Here is a 14,211-nt window from a genome sequence, read left to right on the forward strand (position 1 = left end):
AGAAGAAGATGAGAGAGAAATCCCCCAACCGGATCCTGGCGGCGACGCTTTGCGCCTGCTCGCTGCTGCTGGGCGCGTGCTCCGTTAAGTTCGCGAACCCGGACGACCCGCTGGAAAGCTACAACCGCGCGATGTTCGGTTTCAACGAGAAGGTCGACGAGGCCGTAGTGAGACCGGTTGCGCAGGCCTACGAAACCGCCACGCCGCTGCCGGTACGTACCGGCGTCGGTAATTTCTTCGGGAATGTCGGCGATCTGTGGATTGGCGGCAACAATCTGTTGCAAGGCAAGCTTGTCGACGCACTGAACGATTGGGGACGTTTCGTGGTTAACTCCACGGTCGGCATCCTGGGCATGTTCGACGTCGCCACCGAAATCGGTCTCGACAAGCATGACGAGGATTTCGGCCAGACGCTCGGGCGTTGGGGGGTCGGAGAGGGGGCGTATTTCGTCGTGCCTTTCTTCGGGCCGCGAACGATCCGTGATGCCGTCGTGTTGCCGGTCGATGTGACTTTTGGCGACAACGTATGGGCGATCAAGGACATCGCGCTGCGCAACAGCCTGACCGCGCTGCGACTCGTCAACACGCGCGCGAACCTTCTGGGCATCGACAAGACGCTTGAGGAAGGGACGCTCGACAAGTATTCATACGCGCGCGACTTCTATCTGCAGCAGCGTCGCTACCGTGTCTACGACGGCAATCCGCCGGTCGAGGATTTCGATTCGAACGGCGCTGCCTTGCCGCCTGGGTATGCCACCGACGTCGGTGTGCAGGCGGCGCTGGGTGATCTTGAGTTGGTGAAGTTGGGCGAGCGCCGCGACTGACGTCGCGCTGCCCCTTGAGGTGATAACGATGAAAAGGTTCTTCCTGCTGCTTTCCACGCTGTTCTTCCTGGCGCCTGCCGTGCATGCGGTCGACACCGGGAAGGCGCCCGATGCGCTGGTGCGCGAAGTCAGTGACGACGTGCTGACGATCGTCCGCAAGGACCGCTCGATTCAGTCGGGCGACACGCGCAAGGTCATCAACCTGGTCGAAGACAAGGTGCTGCCGCACTTCAACTTCCGCCGCATGACGATGCTCGCGGTCGGCAAGGACTGGCGCGGTGCGACCCCCGAGCAGCAGGACAAGCTGGTCGAAGCCTTCCGCACGCTCCTCGTGCGCACCTATTCGAACGCGCTGACGCAGTATCGCGACCAGACCATCCAGTACAAACCTGCGAAATTCGTCGAGACCGACACCTCGGTGCGTGTCCAGACGGAGGTCCGCCAAGCGGGTGCGCAGCCAATCAGCATCGACTACTCGCTCGAGAAGACGGCCGACGGCTGGAAGGTCTACGACGTGGTCGTCGCCGGGGTCAGCCTCGTCACCAACTACCGCGGCACCTTCGCTCAGGAAATCCGGGTCGGCGGCGTCGACGGACTGATCCGCTCGCTCGAGCAGAAGAACCGCGATCTGGAGGCCGTGTCGCGTTCATGAGCGAGGCGTCTGCCCAGGTGTTGACCCTCGACGGGGCGCTGACGATGGCGACGGTCGGGGAGTGGCTCGAACGCGGGCGTGAGCTCGCGCGCAAGGGCGAGCTCACTGTCGACTTCTCCGCTGTTGCCGAGGCCGACTCGGCGGCGCTCGCGGCCCTTATCGATTGGCTGCGCACTGCCCGGGGAGCGGGACACGCGCTGCAGCAACGGGGAATGCCGGACGGCCTGCGCAGCCTCGCCGCCCTGTATGGCGTCGATGAACTTCTTTCGGCGCAAGCGTGAGACGGTTCGCTCCAATGACGCTCCCCGCGATCCGTATCGTTTCGGTTACCAAACATTACGGCACCCTCCAGGCGCTGGCCGGCGTCGACCTCGAAGTCGCGCAGGGTGAATTCTTCGGCCTGCTCGGCCCCAACGGTGCGGGCAAGACCACGCTAATTTCGGCGCTGTCCGGCCTCGTGCGTCCGGACGGCGGAACCCTCGAAGTGATGGGGCACAACGTCGTCACGGACTACCGCAACGCGCGGCGCAATCTCGGCGTCGTGCCGCAGGAGTTGGTGTTCGACCCCTTCTTTTCGGTGCGCGAACTGCTGCGGATCCAGTCCGGATACTTCGGCATTCGCGGCAACGACGACTGGATCGACGAGATCCTCGCAAGCCTCGATCTGACCGCGAAGGCGGGCGCCAATATGCGCACGCTGTCGGGCGGCATGAAGCGGCGCGTGCTGGTGGCACAGGCCTTGGTGCATCGTCCGCCAGTGATCGTGCTGGACGAGCCCACCGCAGGCGTAGACGTCGAATTGCGCCAAGGTCTATGGCAGTTCATTCGCAAGCTCAACCGCGACGGCCACACCATCGTGCTGACCACGCACTATCTCGAAGAGGCCGAAGCCTTGTGCGGACGCATCGCGATGCTGAAGGCGGGGCGGGTGGTGGCCCTCGATACGACGGACAATCTGTTGCGCCAGTTCGCCACGCATAGCCTCGGGCTGCGCCTGGATCGCCCTGAAGTCGGCGTCGCGCTGGGTGCGACCGCTGCGAACAACGGCTGGATGGAGTTCCCGCTGGAGCGCTTCGAGGACGTGGAGCCGCTGCTCGCACGGCTGCGCGAAGCCGATGCGAGCATCCTTGAGATGCGGCTCGGCGACGCGGACCTCGAGCGGGTCTTTGTGGAGGTCATGAGCCGTGCATGAGGCGCGCCTGCTCGGATTCCGCACCTTGTTGTACAAGGAAGTGCTGCGCTTCTGGAAGGTTAGCTTCCAGACCGTCGCGGCGCCCGTGCTCAACGCGATCCTGTACCTGCTGATCTTCTCGCACGTGCTCGAGCGCCACGTTACCGTATACGGCGAGATCGCCTACACGACCTTCCTCGTGCCCGGCCTGGTGATGATGTCGCTGCTGCAGAATTCGTTCGCGAACAGCTCGTCCTCGCTGATCCAGAGCAAGATCACCGGCAACATCATCTTCGTGTTGCTGCCGCCGCTGTCGCATCGCGAGTTCTATGCCGCCTATGTGATTGCGTCGGTCGCACGCGGCCTCTTCGTCGGTTGCGGCGTATTGCTGGTGTCGCTGCCTTTCGTGTCGCTGCCGATCACCTCGCCCGGCTGGATCCTCGCATTCGCTGTCCTCGGCGGCGGACTTCTGGCATCGCTAGGCGTGATCGCCGGCATCTGGGCTGACAAGTTCGACCAGCTCGCAGCCTTCCAGAACTTCCTGATCATGCCGCTGACGATGCTCTCCGGTGTGTTCTATTCAATTCATACCCTGCCGCAGGTCTGGCAGGAGATCTCGCATATCAATCCATTCTTCTTCATGATCGACGGTTTCCGCTACGGTTTCTTCGGCCAGTCCGACGTGTCGCCGTGGTTGAGCCTGACGGTCGTAAGCGTCAGTTTCGTGTTACTCGCGGTGTTGACCCTGGCGATGCTCGCCCGGGGTTACAAGCTGCGGGCTTGAGGGAATCAACATGTTCGAAGCAGCAGAAATCAAGCGTCTCATCGAGCAGGGCATGGCCTGCGAATTCGTGGCAATCGAAGGCGACGACGGTGTGCATTTCACTGGAATCGTCGTCAGCGCCGAATTCGAAGGCAAGCCGAAGGTGCGCCAGCACCAGGCCGTCTATGCGACGCTCGGCAAGTTGATGGGCAACGAGATCCACGCCCTGCAGCTGCAGACCTACTCCCCCGCCAAGTGGGCTGAAGTCCGGACCGAACTCGGATTCTGAGCCGCACGCGATGGACAAGCTTCTGATTGAAGGCGGCGCCCGCCTGTCGGGCGAGATCGCCATTTCCGGTGCGAAGAACGCCGCGCTGCCGATCCTCTGTGCCGCGCTGCTGACGCGCGAGCCCGTCACGTTTACGAACGTGCCGCAACTCAAGGACATTGGCACGCTGCTGAAATTGATCGGGCAGATGGGGGTGAAGGTCGCGCGAGAAGGCGATACGGTGACGCTCGATGCCTCGGCGCTCGACAACCCGGTCGCGCCGTACGAGATGGTCAAGACGATGCGTGCGTCGATCCTCGTGCTCGGACCGCTGGTCGCGCGTTGCGGTGAGGCCCGCGTGAGCCTGCCCGGCGGCTGCGCGATCGGCGCGCGCCCGGTCGACCAGCACATCAAAGGCCTGCAGGCGATGGGCGCACAGGTGACGGTCGAGCACGGCTATGTGCACGCGCAGGTCCCGCGGCTGAGAGGCGCACGGCTCTTCACCGACATGGTGACGGTGACCGGCACCGAGAACCTGATGATGGCCGCCTGTCTCGCCGACGGCGAAACGATCATCGAAAACGCTGCACGCGAACCCGAAGTCGTCGACCTCGCGAACTGCCTCGTTGCGATGGGCGCGCGCATTTCCGGTGCTGGCACCGACGTGATTCGCATCCGCGGCGTCGAAAGCCTTTCCGGCACGACCCACCGCATCATGCCGGACCGCATCGAAACCGGCACCTATCTGTGCGCGGCAGCCGCGACCGGCGGCGAAATCCGCCTCTCCGGCACCTCGTCGTGCTATCTCGATTCCGTCGTCGACAAGCTGATGGATGCGGGCTGCGACATCGTCAGCGAGCGTGACGCGATCCGTCTGAAAGCTCCCGAGCGGCTCACCTCGGTGAGCATCCGTACCGCCCCGTACCCGGCGTTCCCGACCGATATGCAGGCCCAGTTCATGGCGATCAACGCGGTCGCGGGCGGCACGGCCGTGATCCGCGAGACGATCTTCGAGAACCGCTTCATGCACGCGGTCGAGCTGCAGCGCCTCGGCGCTGACATCCGTATCGACGGCAACACCGCGGTCGTGCAAGGCGTCGCCCAACTGCAGGGGGCCACGGTGATGGCAACCGACCTGCGCGCCTCCGCGAGCCTCGTGATCGCCGGTCTCGTCGCCGAAGGCGAGACCACCATCGAGCGCATCTACCACCTCGACCGCGGCTACGAGCACCTCGAAGAGAAGCTCGCCGCCCTCGGCGCCCGCGTGCGCCGCCTGGCGTAACCGGACGGCGGCGCTCCAGCCGGGGCGCCGCTCCGGGTTACAATACCGATCCGAATTTTCCCGAGGCACCTTTCGTGTCCAGCATCACCCTCGCCCTGTCCAAGGGCCGCATCTTCGAGGAAACGCTGCCCTTGCTCGCGGCAGCCGGCATCACGCCGACCGACAACCCGGAAACCTCGCGCAAGCTCATCATCGGTACGAACCGGCCCGACGTGCGGCTCGTCATCGTGCGCGCAACGGACACCCCGACCTACGTGCAGTACGGTGCGGCGGATCTGGGCATTGCCGGCAAGGACGTGCTGCTCGAACACGGCGGGGCAGGGCTGTACCAGCCGCTCGACCTGAACATCGCGAAGTGCCGCCTGTGCGTCGCGACCCAGAAAGGTTTCGACTACGCTGCCGCGACGCACCCCGGTGGACGTGTCCGCGTTGCCACGAAGTACATCAACAGCGCCAAGGCGCACTTCGCCGAGAAGGGTGTGCACGTCGACTTGATCAAGCTGTACGGTTCGATGGAACTCGCGCCGCTCGTGGGTCTCGCCGACGCGATCGTCGACCTCGTCTCGAGCGGCAGCACGCTGCGTGCCAACAACCTCGAGGAAGTCGAGGAGATCATGCCTATCAGCTCGCGCCTGATCGTCAATCAGGCCTCGCTCAAGCTCAAGCGCGAACTGATCCAGCCAGTGCTGGACGCCTTTGCCGGAGCCGTGAAATGACTGCTGACGCCGCGACCATTCGCCGCCTCGACGCGCGCGATCCCGAATTCCTGTCGACTCTCGACGCACTGCTGGCCTTCGAAGGTTCGGCCGATGCGCGCATCGATTTCGCGGTCACCGAAATTCTGGGTGCCGTGCGCACGACCGGCGACGCGGCGGTCATCGAATACACTCGCCGCTTCGACCGCCTCGACGTGAGTTCGATGGCGGAACTCGAACTGCCGAAGTCCGAGCTGAAGGCGGCGCTCGACAGCCTGACGGTCGAGCAGCGCGAAGCCCTGCGCATCGCGGCCGACCGCGTCCGCATCTACCACGAGCGCCAGCGCGCCGAGTCGTGGGACTACACCGAGGCCGACGGCACGCGTCTCGGCCAGAAGGTCACGTCGCTCGATCGCGTGGGCCTGTACGTGCCCGGCGGCCGTGCGTCCTACCCCAGCTCCGTGCTGATGAATGCCATTCCTGCCAAGGTCGCGGGGGTGGGCGAACTGATCATGGTCGTGCCGACGCCGAACGGCGAGAAGAATCCGCTCGTGCTCGCGGCTGCGGCGATCACCGGTGTCGATCGCGTGTTCACGATCGGCGGCGCGCAGGCCGTCGCTGCGCTCGCCTACGGCACGCAGACCATGCCGCAGGTCGACAAGATTGTTGGCCCGGGCAATGCCTATGTCGCCGAAGCCAAGCGTCGCGTCTTTGGCACGGTCGGCATCGACATGGTCGCCGGTCCCTCCGAAGTGCTGGTCATCTCCGACGGCAGCGGCCACGCCGACTGGGTCGCGATGGACCTCTTCGCCCAGGCCGAGCACGACGAGCTCGCGCAGTCGATCCTGCTCTGCACTGACGCTGGCTTTATCGATGCCGTCTACGCATCGATCGAGCGCCTGCTGCCGACGATGCCTCGCCGCGAGACGATCGCCGCCTCGCTCGCGAATCGTGGCGCACTGATCCACGTCGAGAGCGTCGAGCAGGCTTGCACGATCGCCAACCGCATCGCGCCGGAACACCTCGAGCTGTCGATGGATAACGCGGAAGCCTGGATCGACCGCATTCGCCACGCCGGTGCGATTTTCGTCGGCCATTGGTCGGTCGAGGCGTTGGGCGACTACTGCGCTGGGCCCAATCACGTCCTGCCGACCATGCGCAGTGCGCGTTTCTCGTCGCCGCTGGGTGTCTATGACTTTCAGAAGCGGACGAGCATCATCCAGATTTCCGAAGCCGGGGCGCAGACGCTGGGGCGTGTTGCTTCGACGCTCGCGCATGGCGAGGGGCTGCAGGCGCACGCGCGCTCGGCTGAGATGCGCTTGCGCGAGTAATTGTTGCTGGTCCGGGAGCTAAACCGCGCCCGCCGCGGTGGCTTCCGGTGCTCGTTGGCGCAAGCGGACGCCTCGCCCCGAAAGCCACCACGTCGGGCGCTGCCTTGGTTCTGGGTTTAAGCGACTGAAGTTGTAACGCGTGCCGCTAAATTACTAAGCTGGCGGGGAAATGCAGCGGTTCCCCGTGAGGCACCCGGCTGACGTTGACAGGGCCTCGACGGGCTCGGCCCAAATAATATTGTGCGGCCGGCTAAATAAGGCGCGCGCAAATTGCCGTGAGGGCATCATCTCCACTCACGCCTAGCCCCTTCGTGGGGTATTTCGTGGCGAGGCTGCGCCAATGAGCCGCGGAATACCCCGCGAAGGGGGCGGGTCGAAGCCACATCCCCCGCCCGAAGAACTGCCCTTACCCCAGAATCTCACGCAGCGCGGTAATCAAAGCGCCGCACTGCTCGTCTGTCCCGACCGTAATCCGCAGGAACTGCTCGATCCGCGGCTGGCGGAAGTGCCGCACGATGATCGCCCGTTTGCGCAATTCCGCCGCAAGCTCCCCCGCATCGCGCGTCGGATGGGTCGCAAACACAAAATTCGCCGTCGAAGGGAGTACCTCAAAACCCACCGAGGCTAGGTCCGCGACCAGCTGTTCACGTGTCGCCATGACTGCGCGACGGGTGCGGTCGAAATACTCCTCGTCCTCGATCGCTGCCACCGCGCCGACGATCGCCAGCCGATCCAGCGGATACGAGTTGAAGCTGTCTTTGACCCGATCAAGCGCCTCGATCAGTGCCGGATGCCCCATCGCAAAGCCGACCCGCAAGCCCGCCAGCGACCGCGACTTCGAAAGGGTCTGTACCACCAGCAGGTTCGGATAACGATCGACCAGCGGAATCGCGGTTTCACCGCCGAAATCCACATACGCCTCGTCGATCACCACCACGCACTGGGGATTCGATGTGACGATGTGCTCGATCTCGTCGAGCGATAGCGCCCGGCCTGTCGGTGCATTCGGATTCGGGAAAATGATGCCACCCGCGGCATCACCGCCGTTCGGCAGATAGTCCTCCGTGCGAATCGCCAAATTCTCGTCGAGCGGGACCGTCTCGAAGTTGATCCCGTAGAGCCCGCAATACACGGGATAAAAGCTGTACGAAATATCCGGAAAGCGCAGCGGGCGATCGTGCTTCAGCAACGCCATGAACGCGTGTGCCAGCACCTCGTCGGAGCCGTTACCAACGAAGACCTGCTTCGGCGTGATGTCGTGACGGGCGGCGATCGCGACTTTCAGCCGCTCCGAAGTCGGGTCCGGATATAGCCGCAGAGCATCCGACGCCTCCGCCCGGATCGCCTCGATCGCGCGCGGTGAAGGCCCGTACGGATGTTCGTTGGTGTTGAGCTTGATCAGGTTCGCAATTTTGGGCTGTTCGCCCGGAACGTAAGGGGTCAAGCCGTGGACCACGGCACTCCAGTATTGGCTCATCGTCGGATCGGTTGCGGGTGGATATCGAAGGAGGGCGTCGCCGCCTGCCGTACGGTCGTAACGGTCGGTGACCGTCATTGCAGCGCGACCGGCAGCCGATGGTATCATGCTGCGAGAACGATGCCCGCAGGCATCCCTGTTCAACCTTTTTCGTCAGATTCTCATGCGGCAAGCCGAAGTCACACGCGACACCCTGGAAACCCGGATCACCGTCCGCATCGACCTGGACGGCAGCGGCAAGGCCAGTCTCGCCACCGGAGTGCCGTTCTTCGACCACATGCTCGACCAGATCTCCCGTCACGGCGCGATCGACCTCGACATCAAGGCCGAAGGCGATACCCATATCGACGACCATCACACCGTCGAAGATGTCGGCATCACGCTGGGCCAAGCCTTTGCGAAGGCCCTAGGTGACAAGAAGGGCATCCGCCGCTACGGCCACGCCTACGTGCCGCTCGACGAAGCGCTGTCGCGCGTGGTCGTCGACTTCTCGGGCCGTCCCGGGCTGCACTACTTCGTCGACTACACCCGTGCGCGCATCGGCAACTTCGACGTCGATCTCGCGCGCGAATTCTTCCAAGGCTTCGTCAATCATGCTGGCGTGACCGTGCATATCGACAACCTGCGCGGCGACAACGCTCACCACCAGTGCGAGACCATTTTCAAGGCCTTCGGTCGCGCATTGCGCATGGCCGCTGAGCGCGACGAGCGTGTCGCCGGCGTGATTCCCTCGACCAAGGGCGCCCTCTGAGCTCCTACTGATTCCTTCGAACCCCTTACGAGCGATTCCGCGATGAGCGACGTAGCCATCATCGACTACGGCATGGGCAATCTGCGTTCGGTTGCCAAGGCGGTCGAACATGTTGCGCCCGGCAAGGAGGTCGTCGTGACCTCCGATCCTGCGGTCGTTGCCGCGGCCGGACGCGTGGTCTTCCCCGGTCAGGGCGCGATGCCCGACTGCATGCACGAACTCGACCTGCGCGGGCTGCGCACGGCGGTGCTCGAGGCGGCCGCCTCCAAGCCTTTTCTTGGCATCTGCATCGGGCAGCAGATGCTGTTCGAACACAGCGAGGAAGGCGATGTGCCAGGTCTGGGCATCCTGCCTGGCCGCGTCGTACGCTTTCCGGACGCGAAGATGGTCGCCCCCGACGGCGCACGTCTGAAAGTGCCTCACATGGGCTGGAACGAAGTGCGTCAATGCGGCGAGCATCCGCTCTGGGCGGGCATTCCCGACGGCGAGCGCTTCTACTTCGTGCACAGCTATTTCGTCGTGCCCGAGCAATCTGCCCTCACCGCGGCCCAAACCGAATATGGATTGATGTTTACCAGTGCAGTGGCACGGGATAACATCTTTGCGGTTCAGTTCCACCCCGAAAAGAGCGCACACGTAGGCCTGCGGTTGTTGGCGAACTTCATGTCCTGGGCGCCGTGACCTGCCTTCGGGCGAAGGTCTGCGGCGAACCCCCTTCCATACCTGACTTTCATTCTCTCCCCGTATGCTGCTGATTCCCGCTATCGATCTCAAGGACGGTCATTGTGTCCGCCTCAAACAGGGCGAAATGGACGATGCCACCGTGTTTTCCGACGATCCGGCCGCCATGGCGCGCCACTGGGTCAATCTCGGGGCGCGGCGCCTGCACCTCGTGGATCTCAACGGTGCGTTCGCCGGCAAGCCGAAGAATGGTGCCGCGATCCGCACGATTGTCGACGAAGTGGGCGATGATCTCCCGGTGCAGCTCGGCGGCGGCATCCGTGATCTCGACACCATTGAACACTACCTCGACAACGGCATCTCGTACGTCATCATCGGCACCGCCGCGGTGAAGAACCCCGGTTTTCTGCATGATGCCTGTGGCGCCTTCCCCGGCCACATCATCGTCGGGCTCGATGCGAAGGACGGCAAGGTCGCGGTCGATGGCTGGTCGAAGATGACCGGACACGACGTCGTCGATCTCGCAAAGAAATACGAGGACTATGGCGTCGAAGCCGTCATCTACACCGACATCGGCCGCGACGGCATGCTGTCGGGCGTGAACGTCGAAGCCACCGTGCGCCTTGCGCGCGCGCTGCGCATCCCGGTCATCGCCAGCGGCGGCATTGCCAGTCTCGCTGACATCGATGCACTGTGCGCCGTCGAGTCGGAGGGGATCACCGGTGCGATTACGGGCCGTGCGATCTACGAAGGCTCGCTCGACTTCGCCGCAGCGCAGGCGCGTGCAGACGAACTCAGCGGTGAAACCGCCTGATGCTTGCCAAGCGGATCATCCCCTGTCTCGACGTCAACGCTGGCCGGGTCGTCAAGGGCGTCAACTTCGTCGAGTTGCGTGACGCTGGGGACCCCGTCGAGATCGCGCGTCGCTACGACGAGCAGGGTGCCGACGAGATCACCTTCCTCGACATCACGGCGAGCTCGGATGCGCGTGACACGATCTTCCATGTCGTCGAGCAGGTGGCCGAGCAGGTCTTCATTCCGCTGACCGTAGGCGGTGGCGTGCGCACCGTGGAAGACGTGCGCCGGCTGCTCAACGCGGGAGCGGACAAGGTCAGCATCAATACCGCGGCCGTCAATAACCCGCAGGTCGTTGCCGACGCGTCGGGCAAGGTGGGCAGCCAGTGCATCGTGGTCGCGATCGACGCGAAGCAGACCGCGCCCGGCAAGTGGCAGGTGTTCACTCACGGCGGTCGCAACAACACGGGGCTGGACGCGATCGAGTGGGCGAAGAAGGTCGCAGCACTCGGTGCAGGTGAAATCCTGCTGACGAGCATGGACCGCGACGGCACCAAGATCGGCTTCGATCTCGCGCTGACGCGCGCAGTGGCCGACGCTGTGCCCATCCCGGTGATCGCCAGTGGCGGTGTGGGCAATCTCGAACACCTCGCCGAAGGGGTCACGGAAGGCCGCGCCGACGCCGTGCTCGCCGCCAGCATTTTCCATTTCGGACAGCACACGGTGCGCGAGGCGAAGGAACTCATGCGCAGTCGCGGGATCGAGGTCAGACTATGATTGCGCCGCACTCGCCGCGCTGGCTCAACGACATTCGTTGGGACGACCAAGGCTTGGTGCCGGTCATCGCCCAGGAGGCCTCCTCCGGCGACGTGCTGATGTTCGCATGGATGAACCGCGATGCGCTGCAGCGTACGGCCGAATCCGGCGAGGCGATCTACTGGTCGCGCTCGCGCCGCAAGCTGTGGCACAAGGGCGAAGAGTCCGGTCACGTCCAGAAGGTGCTGGAGATCCGCATCGACTGCGATAACGACGTGGTGCTGCTGAAGATCGAACAGATCGGCGGAATCGCCTGCCACACCGGCCGACACAGCTGCTTTTTCCAGCGTTACCTGGCCGACGGCTCTTGGGCTGCCGTCGATCCCGTGGTGAAAGATCCGAAGGATATCTACAAATGATCGATATCGAAGTGCTGCACCGCGTCGCCGCTACGCTCGCCGAGCGCAAGAAGGCAAGTCCCGACTCGTCCTACGTGTCCAGTCTGTATGCGAAGGGGACCGACGCGATCTGCAAGAAGGTCGCCGAGGAGGCTGCCGAGACGATCATGGCGGCCAAGGACAAGGACATGCTGCACGTCGTCTGGGAAGTGACTGACCTGTGGTTCCATTCGATGGTGCTGCTGTCGCATTTCGGCCTGTCGGTCGACGACGTCCTGGCGGAATTCCGGCGCCGCGAAGGGGTGTCGGGGATCGACGAGAAGAAGTCCCGTACCACGGCCTGAGGTGATGTCATGAGCGACTGCATCTTCTGCAAGATTGCCGCCGGCGAGATCCCCGCCAAGAAAATTTACGAAGACGATCTCGTCGTCGCCTTTCATGACATCCGCCCGGTAACACCGGTCCATTTTCTCGTGATTCCCAAGCTTCACATTCCGTCGATGGCGGAGTTGCAGCCCGAGCACGCCGAGGTGATGGGGCGGGCCATGACGGTCGCGGCGCAGGTCGCGCGTGAAACTGGTTGCGCAAACGGGTATCGAACGATTATCAACACGGGCAAGGTCGGACGGCAGGAGGTGTATCATCTGCACGTCCACGTCGTGGGTGGTCCGGAGGTGCTTCCGGCCATGGTGAAGTATTAAGGAGGCAGTATGGGTTCATTCAGCATCTGGCACTGGCTGATCGTCCTGGTCATCGTCGTGCTGGTGTTCGGTACGAAGAAGCTTCGCAACATCGGCCAGGATCTGGGCGGTGCAGTGAAAGGCTTCAAGGAAGGCATGCGCGAAGCGGATCGGCCTGCGGGCGACAATCCGCAGAAGATCGCTGGCGGGGAAACCCTCGAAGGTCAGGCGCGCGAAAAGTCCGACAAGGTCAATTCCTGATTCCTGCACGGCCGATACTAGTCACAGGGGGCGCCGGGCGTGCGCCCCTTCGTTTTGGTAGCGTCCGCGCCATCATGTCTTTGCCTGAACAGGCACCCAATCCATGTTCGATCTTGGTTTTTCCGAAATCGTAGTCATCGCCGTCGTGACGCTGATCGTCGTCGGGCCTGAGCGCCTGCCGAAGGTGGCGCGCACCGTCGGCCACCTGCTCGGTCGTTTTCAGCGCTACGTTTCTGACGTGAAGTCGGATATCCAGCGTGAAATGCAACTCGAGGAGTTGAAGAAGCTGCAGCAGCAGGTCGAACAGCAGGCCCGCCAGCTCGAATCCTCCTTCCGGGAGGGTGTCGACAAGGTCGAGACCGATCTGGGCAAAGTGGCCGCGGAAGCGGCGGCGCCGGTCGCGGCCGCAGTCGACGAGGCAGCGCTGAAGCAGCCGACTCCCAGCGCGCCCGTCCCTGGTGAGATACCGGCTCCTGTCGCGACTGAAAATCAGTCTGCGCCTGCGGTGGCGTCGCCGGCGCCCGACACGGCTGAGGCTGTCCCGCTCGCCGAGCAACCCGAAGTCGACAGCCGGCAAATGGATTTCGGCTTCGAGACCGGCGCTGCTCCCGCGCCCGCTCAACCCAAGGAAAAGGCATGAGCGAGCTGCAGGAAACCTTCATTTCGCACCTCGTCGAGCTGCGGGACCGCTTGCTGCGTGCCATCCTCGCGGTAGTCGTGGTGTTCGTGTGCCTGATGCCTTGGGCGAGCGACATCTACGACCTGCTCGCGCTGCCGATGATGCGGACCCTGCCCGAGGGAACGCACATGATCGCGACCGGCGTCGTGACGCCGTTCTTCGTTCCGGTCAAGGTCACGATGCTGGTCGCGTTTGTCGCGGCGCTGCCCGTCGTGCTGTATCAAGTATGGGCCTTCGTTGCACCCGGGCTCTACGCACACGAGCGGCGATTTGCGTTGCCGCTGGTGTTTGGTTCGACGGTCCTGTTCATGCTCGGGATGGCGTTCTGCTACTTCTTCGTTTTCGGTACGGTCTTCAAGTTCATTGCGAACTTCGCTCCGAAGAGCATCGTGCCGGCGCCGGACATCGAGCAATATCTGTCCTTCGTGATGACGATGTTCATCGCCTTCGGGCTGACCTTCGAGGTCCCGGTGGCGGTCATTCTGCTCGTGAAAACCGGTGTCGTCGGCATTGCCAAATTGGTCGAGGCACGTCCTTATGTGATCGTCGGCGCCTTCATCGTCGCGGCCGTGGTGACGCCGCCCGACGTCGTCTCGCAGTGCCTGCTGGCGATCCCGATGTGTCTGCTGTACGAGTTGGGAATCATCATCTCGCGCTTCGTCGCCAAGGGCAGCGACGCGTCGGAGATCGAAGGCGGCGAAGAGCCGCTTGAGCGGATCGGCAATACCGGGCCGGACGCGAGCTGAC

Annotated in this window: 20 protein-coding genes; 19 read left to right on the forward strand and 1 reads right to left on the reverse strand. The window is 63.6% G+C overall.

The features are described 5' to 3' along the window. The first annotated feature begins 8 nt into the window (after positions 1 to 8). The 9 genes from VJ673_RS06690 to hisD all read left to right on the forward strand — a co-directional run bounded on the left by VJ673_RS06690 (position 9) and on the right by hisD (position 6,986). Positions 9 to 824 carry an MlaA family lipoprotein gene (locus VJ673_RS06690; protein ID WP_324125276.1) on the forward strand — a complete coding sequence of 272 codons (816 nt, stop codon included), beginning with the start codon at positions 9 to 11 and terminating at the stop codon, positions 822 to 824. Between the two features lie 28 nt (positions 825 to 852). Then, complete coding sequence (locus VJ673_RS06695) at positions 853 to 1,476, forward strand: MlaC/ttg2D family ABC transporter substrate-binding protein (RefSeq protein WP_324125277.1); 624 nt, start codon at positions 853 to 855, stop codon at positions 1,474 to 1,476. Continuing rightward, complete coding sequence (locus tag VJ673_RS06700; RefSeq protein WP_324125278.1) at positions 1,473 to 1,757, forward strand: STAS domain-containing protein; 285 nt, start codon at positions 1,473 to 1,475, stop codon at positions 1,755 to 1,757. The genes VJ673_RS06695 and VJ673_RS06700 overlap by 4 nt, the downstream gene beginning before the upstream one ends. 14 nt (positions 1,758 to 1,771) lie before the next feature. After that, positions 1,772 to 2,668, forward strand: a complete 897-nt coding sequence (locus tag VJ673_RS06705; RefSeq protein ID WP_324125279.1) for an ABC transporter ATP-binding protein — start codon at positions 1,772 to 1,774, stop codon at positions 2,666 to 2,668. Continuing rightward, positions 2,661 to 3,431, forward strand: a complete 771-nt coding sequence (locus tag VJ673_RS06710) for an ABC transporter permease (protein WP_324125280.1) — start codon at positions 2,661 to 2,663, stop codon at positions 3,429 to 3,431. Before VJ673_RS06705 ends, VJ673_RS06710 begins: the two co-directional genes overlap by 8 nt. A gap of 10 nt (positions 3,432 to 3,441) precedes the next feature. Then, positions 3,442 to 3,699: a BolA family protein gene (locus VJ673_RS06715; RefSeq protein WP_324125281.1), complete on the forward strand. Its 258-nt coding sequence runs from the start codon at positions 3,442 to 3,444 to the stop codon at positions 3,697 to 3,699. Positions 3,700 to 3,709: 10 nt separating this feature from the next. Then, positions 3,710 to 4,960, forward strand: a complete 1,251-nt coding sequence (gene murA / locus VJ673_RS06720) for a UDP-N-acetylglucosamine 1-carboxyvinyltransferase (protein ID WP_324125282.1) — start codon at positions 3,710 to 3,712, stop codon at positions 4,958 to 4,960. Positions 4,961 to 5,034: 74 nt separating this feature from the next. Beyond that, entirely contained in the window at positions 5,035 to 5,676 is a 642-nt protein-coding gene (gene hisG / locus VJ673_RS06725) for an ATP phosphoribosyltransferase (RefSeq protein WP_324125283.1), read from the forward strand. After that, positions 5,673 to 6,986, forward strand: a complete 1,314-nt coding sequence (gene hisD, locus VJ673_RS06730) for a histidinol dehydrogenase (RefSeq protein WP_324125284.1) — start codon at positions 5,673 to 5,675, stop codon at positions 6,984 to 6,986. The genes hisG and hisD overlap by 4 nt, the downstream gene beginning before the upstream one ends. 406 nt (positions 6,987 to 7,392) lie before the next feature. Here the strand turns inward: hisD and hisC are convergent, their stop codons facing one another. Continuing rightward, positions 7,393 to 8,463, reverse strand: a complete 1,071-nt coding sequence (hisC, locus tag VJ673_RS06735) for a histidinol-phosphate transaminase (RefSeq protein WP_324125317.1) — start codon at positions 8,461 to 8,463, stop codon at positions 7,393 to 7,395. Between the two features lie 163 nt (positions 8,464 to 8,626). On the opposite strand from hisC, the gene hisB reads away from it, so the two are divergent. The 10 genes from hisB to tatC all read left to right on the forward strand — a co-directional run bounded on the left by hisB (position 8,627) and on the right by tatC (position 14,210). Further along, entirely contained in the window at positions 8,627 to 9,214 is a 588-nt protein-coding gene (gene hisB, locus VJ673_RS06740) for an imidazoleglycerol-phosphate dehydratase HisB (protein ID WP_324125285.1), read from the forward strand. 42 nt (positions 9,215 to 9,256) lie between these two features. Continuing rightward, positions 9,257 to 9,895 (forward strand): imidazole glycerol phosphate synthase subunit HisH, encoded by a 639-nt coding sequence (gene hisH / locus VJ673_RS06745; protein WP_324125286.1) that lies wholly within the window; start codon positions 9,257 to 9,259, stop codon positions 9,893 to 9,895. 64 nt (positions 9,896 to 9,959) lie between these two features. After that, on the forward strand, positions 9,960 to 10,709 hold the full coding sequence (gene hisA, locus VJ673_RS06750) for a 1-(5-phosphoribosyl)-5-[(5-phosphoribosylamino)methylideneamino]imidazole-4-carboxamide isomerase (protein ID WP_324125287.1): 750 nt from the start codon (positions 9,960 to 9,962) through the stop codon (positions 10,707 to 10,709). Next, positions 10,709 to 11,467, forward strand: coding sequence for an imidazole glycerol phosphate synthase subunit HisF (gene hisF, locus VJ673_RS06755; protein WP_324125288.1), 759 nt, complete (start codon positions 10,709 to 10,711; stop codon positions 11,465 to 11,467). Before hisA ends, hisF begins: the two co-directional genes overlap by 1 nt. Next, complete coding sequence (hisI, locus tag VJ673_RS06760; protein ID WP_324125289.1) at positions 11,464 to 11,865, forward strand: phosphoribosyl-AMP cyclohydrolase; 402 nt, start codon at positions 11,464 to 11,466, stop codon at positions 11,863 to 11,865. The genes hisF and hisI overlap by 4 nt, the downstream gene beginning before the upstream one ends. Then, positions 11,862 to 12,188 (forward strand): phosphoribosyl-ATP diphosphatase, encoded by a 327-nt coding sequence (locus VJ673_RS06765; protein WP_015434409.1) that lies wholly within the window; start codon positions 11,862 to 11,864, stop codon positions 12,186 to 12,188. Before hisI ends, VJ673_RS06765 begins: the two co-directional genes overlap by 4 nt. A 9-nt stretch (positions 12,189 to 12,197) precedes the next feature. Then, positions 12,198 to 12,545: a histidine triad nucleotide-binding protein gene (locus tag VJ673_RS06770; RefSeq protein WP_324125290.1), complete on the forward strand. Its 348-nt coding sequence runs from the start codon at positions 12,198 to 12,200 to the stop codon at positions 12,543 to 12,545. Between the two features lie 9 nt (positions 12,546 to 12,554). After that, positions 12,555 to 12,785, forward strand: coding sequence for a Sec-independent protein translocase subunit TatA (tatA, locus tag VJ673_RS06775; protein WP_015434411.1), 231 nt, complete (start codon positions 12,555 to 12,557; stop codon positions 12,783 to 12,785). Between the two features lie 103 nt (positions 12,786 to 12,888). After that, the gene (gene tatB / locus VJ673_RS06780; protein ID WP_324125291.1) at positions 12,889 to 13,425 is read left to right on the forward strand and encodes a Sec-independent protein translocase protein TatB; all 537 of its coding nucleotides are present in this window, start codon (positions 12,889 to 12,891) and stop codon (positions 13,423 to 13,425) included. Next, on the forward strand, positions 13,422 to 14,210 hold the full coding sequence (gene tatC, locus VJ673_RS06785; protein ID WP_324125292.1) for a twin-arginine translocase subunit TatC: 789 nt from the start codon (positions 13,422 to 13,424) through the stop codon (positions 14,208 to 14,210). Before tatB ends, tatC begins: the two co-directional genes overlap by 4 nt. Position 14,211: the final 1 nt, after the last annotated feature.

The sequence above is a fragment of the Aromatoleum sp. genome, assembly GCF_035254505.1.
In the GTDB taxonomy this organism is placed as follows: domain Bacteria; phylum Pseudomonadota; class Gammaproteobacteria; order Burkholderiales; family Rhodocyclaceae; genus Aromatoleum.

Excerpts from the sequence above, each read along its gene's own strand:
- VJ673_RS06705 (WP_324125279.1), top strand. The coding sequence starts at position 1,772 with ATGACGCTCCCCGCGATCCGTATCGTTTCGGTTACCAAACATTACGGC.
- hisC (WP_324125317.1), bottom strand. The coding sequence starts at position 8,463 with ATGAGCCAATACTGGAGTGCCGTGGTCCACGGCTTGACCCCTTACGTT.
- tatA (WP_015434411.1), top strand. The coding sequence starts at position 12,555 with ATGGGTTCATTCAGCATCTGGCACTGGCTGATCGTCCTGGTCATCGTC.
- murA (WP_324125282.1), top strand. The coding sequence starts at position 3,710 with ATGGACAAGCTTCTGATTGAAGGCGGCGCCCGCCTGTCGGGCGAGATC.
- hisF (WP_324125288.1), top strand. The coding sequence starts at position 10,709 with ATGCTTGCCAAGCGGATCATCCCCTGTCTCGACGTCAACGCTGGCCGG.
- hisB (WP_324125285.1), top strand. The coding sequence starts at position 8,627 with ATGCGGCAAGCCGAAGTCACACGCGACACCCTGGAAACCCGGATCACC.
- tatC (WP_324125292.1), top strand. The coding sequence starts at position 13,422 with ATGAGCGAGCTGCAGGAAACCTTCATTTCGCACCTCGTCGAGCTGCGG.
- tatB (WP_324125291.1), top strand. The coding sequence starts at position 12,889 with ATGTTCGATCTTGGTTTTTCCGAAATCGTAGTCATCGCCGTCGTGACG.
- VJ673_RS06700 (WP_324125278.1), top strand. The coding sequence starts at position 1,473 with ATGAGCGAGGCGTCTGCCCAGGTGTTGACCCTCGACGGGGCGCTGACG.
- VJ673_RS06765 (WP_015434409.1), top strand. The coding sequence starts at position 11,862 with ATGATCGATATCGAAGTGCTGCACCGCGTCGCCGCTACGCTCGCCGAG.
- VJ673_RS06690 (WP_324125276.1), top strand. The coding sequence starts at position 9 with ATGAGAGAGAAATCCCCCAACCGGATCCTGGCGGCGACGCTTTGCGCC.
- hisH (WP_324125286.1), top strand. The coding sequence starts at position 9,257 with ATGAGCGACGTAGCCATCATCGACTACGGCATGGGCAATCTGCGTTCG.
- VJ673_RS06715 (WP_324125281.1), top strand. The coding sequence starts at position 3,442 with ATGTTCGAAGCAGCAGAAATCAAGCGTCTCATCGAGCAGGGCATGGCC.
- hisA (WP_324125287.1), top strand. The coding sequence starts at position 9,960 with ATGCTGCTGATTCCCGCTATCGATCTCAAGGACGGTCATTGTGTCCGC.
- hisD (WP_324125284.1), top strand. The coding sequence starts at position 5,673 with ATGACTGCTGACGCCGCGACCATTCGCCGCCTCGACGCGCGCGATCCC.
- VJ673_RS06770 (WP_324125290.1), top strand. The coding sequence starts at position 12,198 with ATGAGCGACTGCATCTTCTGCAAGATTGCCGCCGGCGAGATCCCCGCC.
- VJ673_RS06695 (WP_324125277.1), top strand. The coding sequence starts at position 853 with ATGAAAAGGTTCTTCCTGCTGCTTTCCACGCTGTTCTTCCTGGCGCCT.
- hisI (WP_324125289.1), top strand. The coding sequence starts at position 11,464 with ATGATTGCGCCGCACTCGCCGCGCTGGCTCAACGACATTCGTTGGGAC.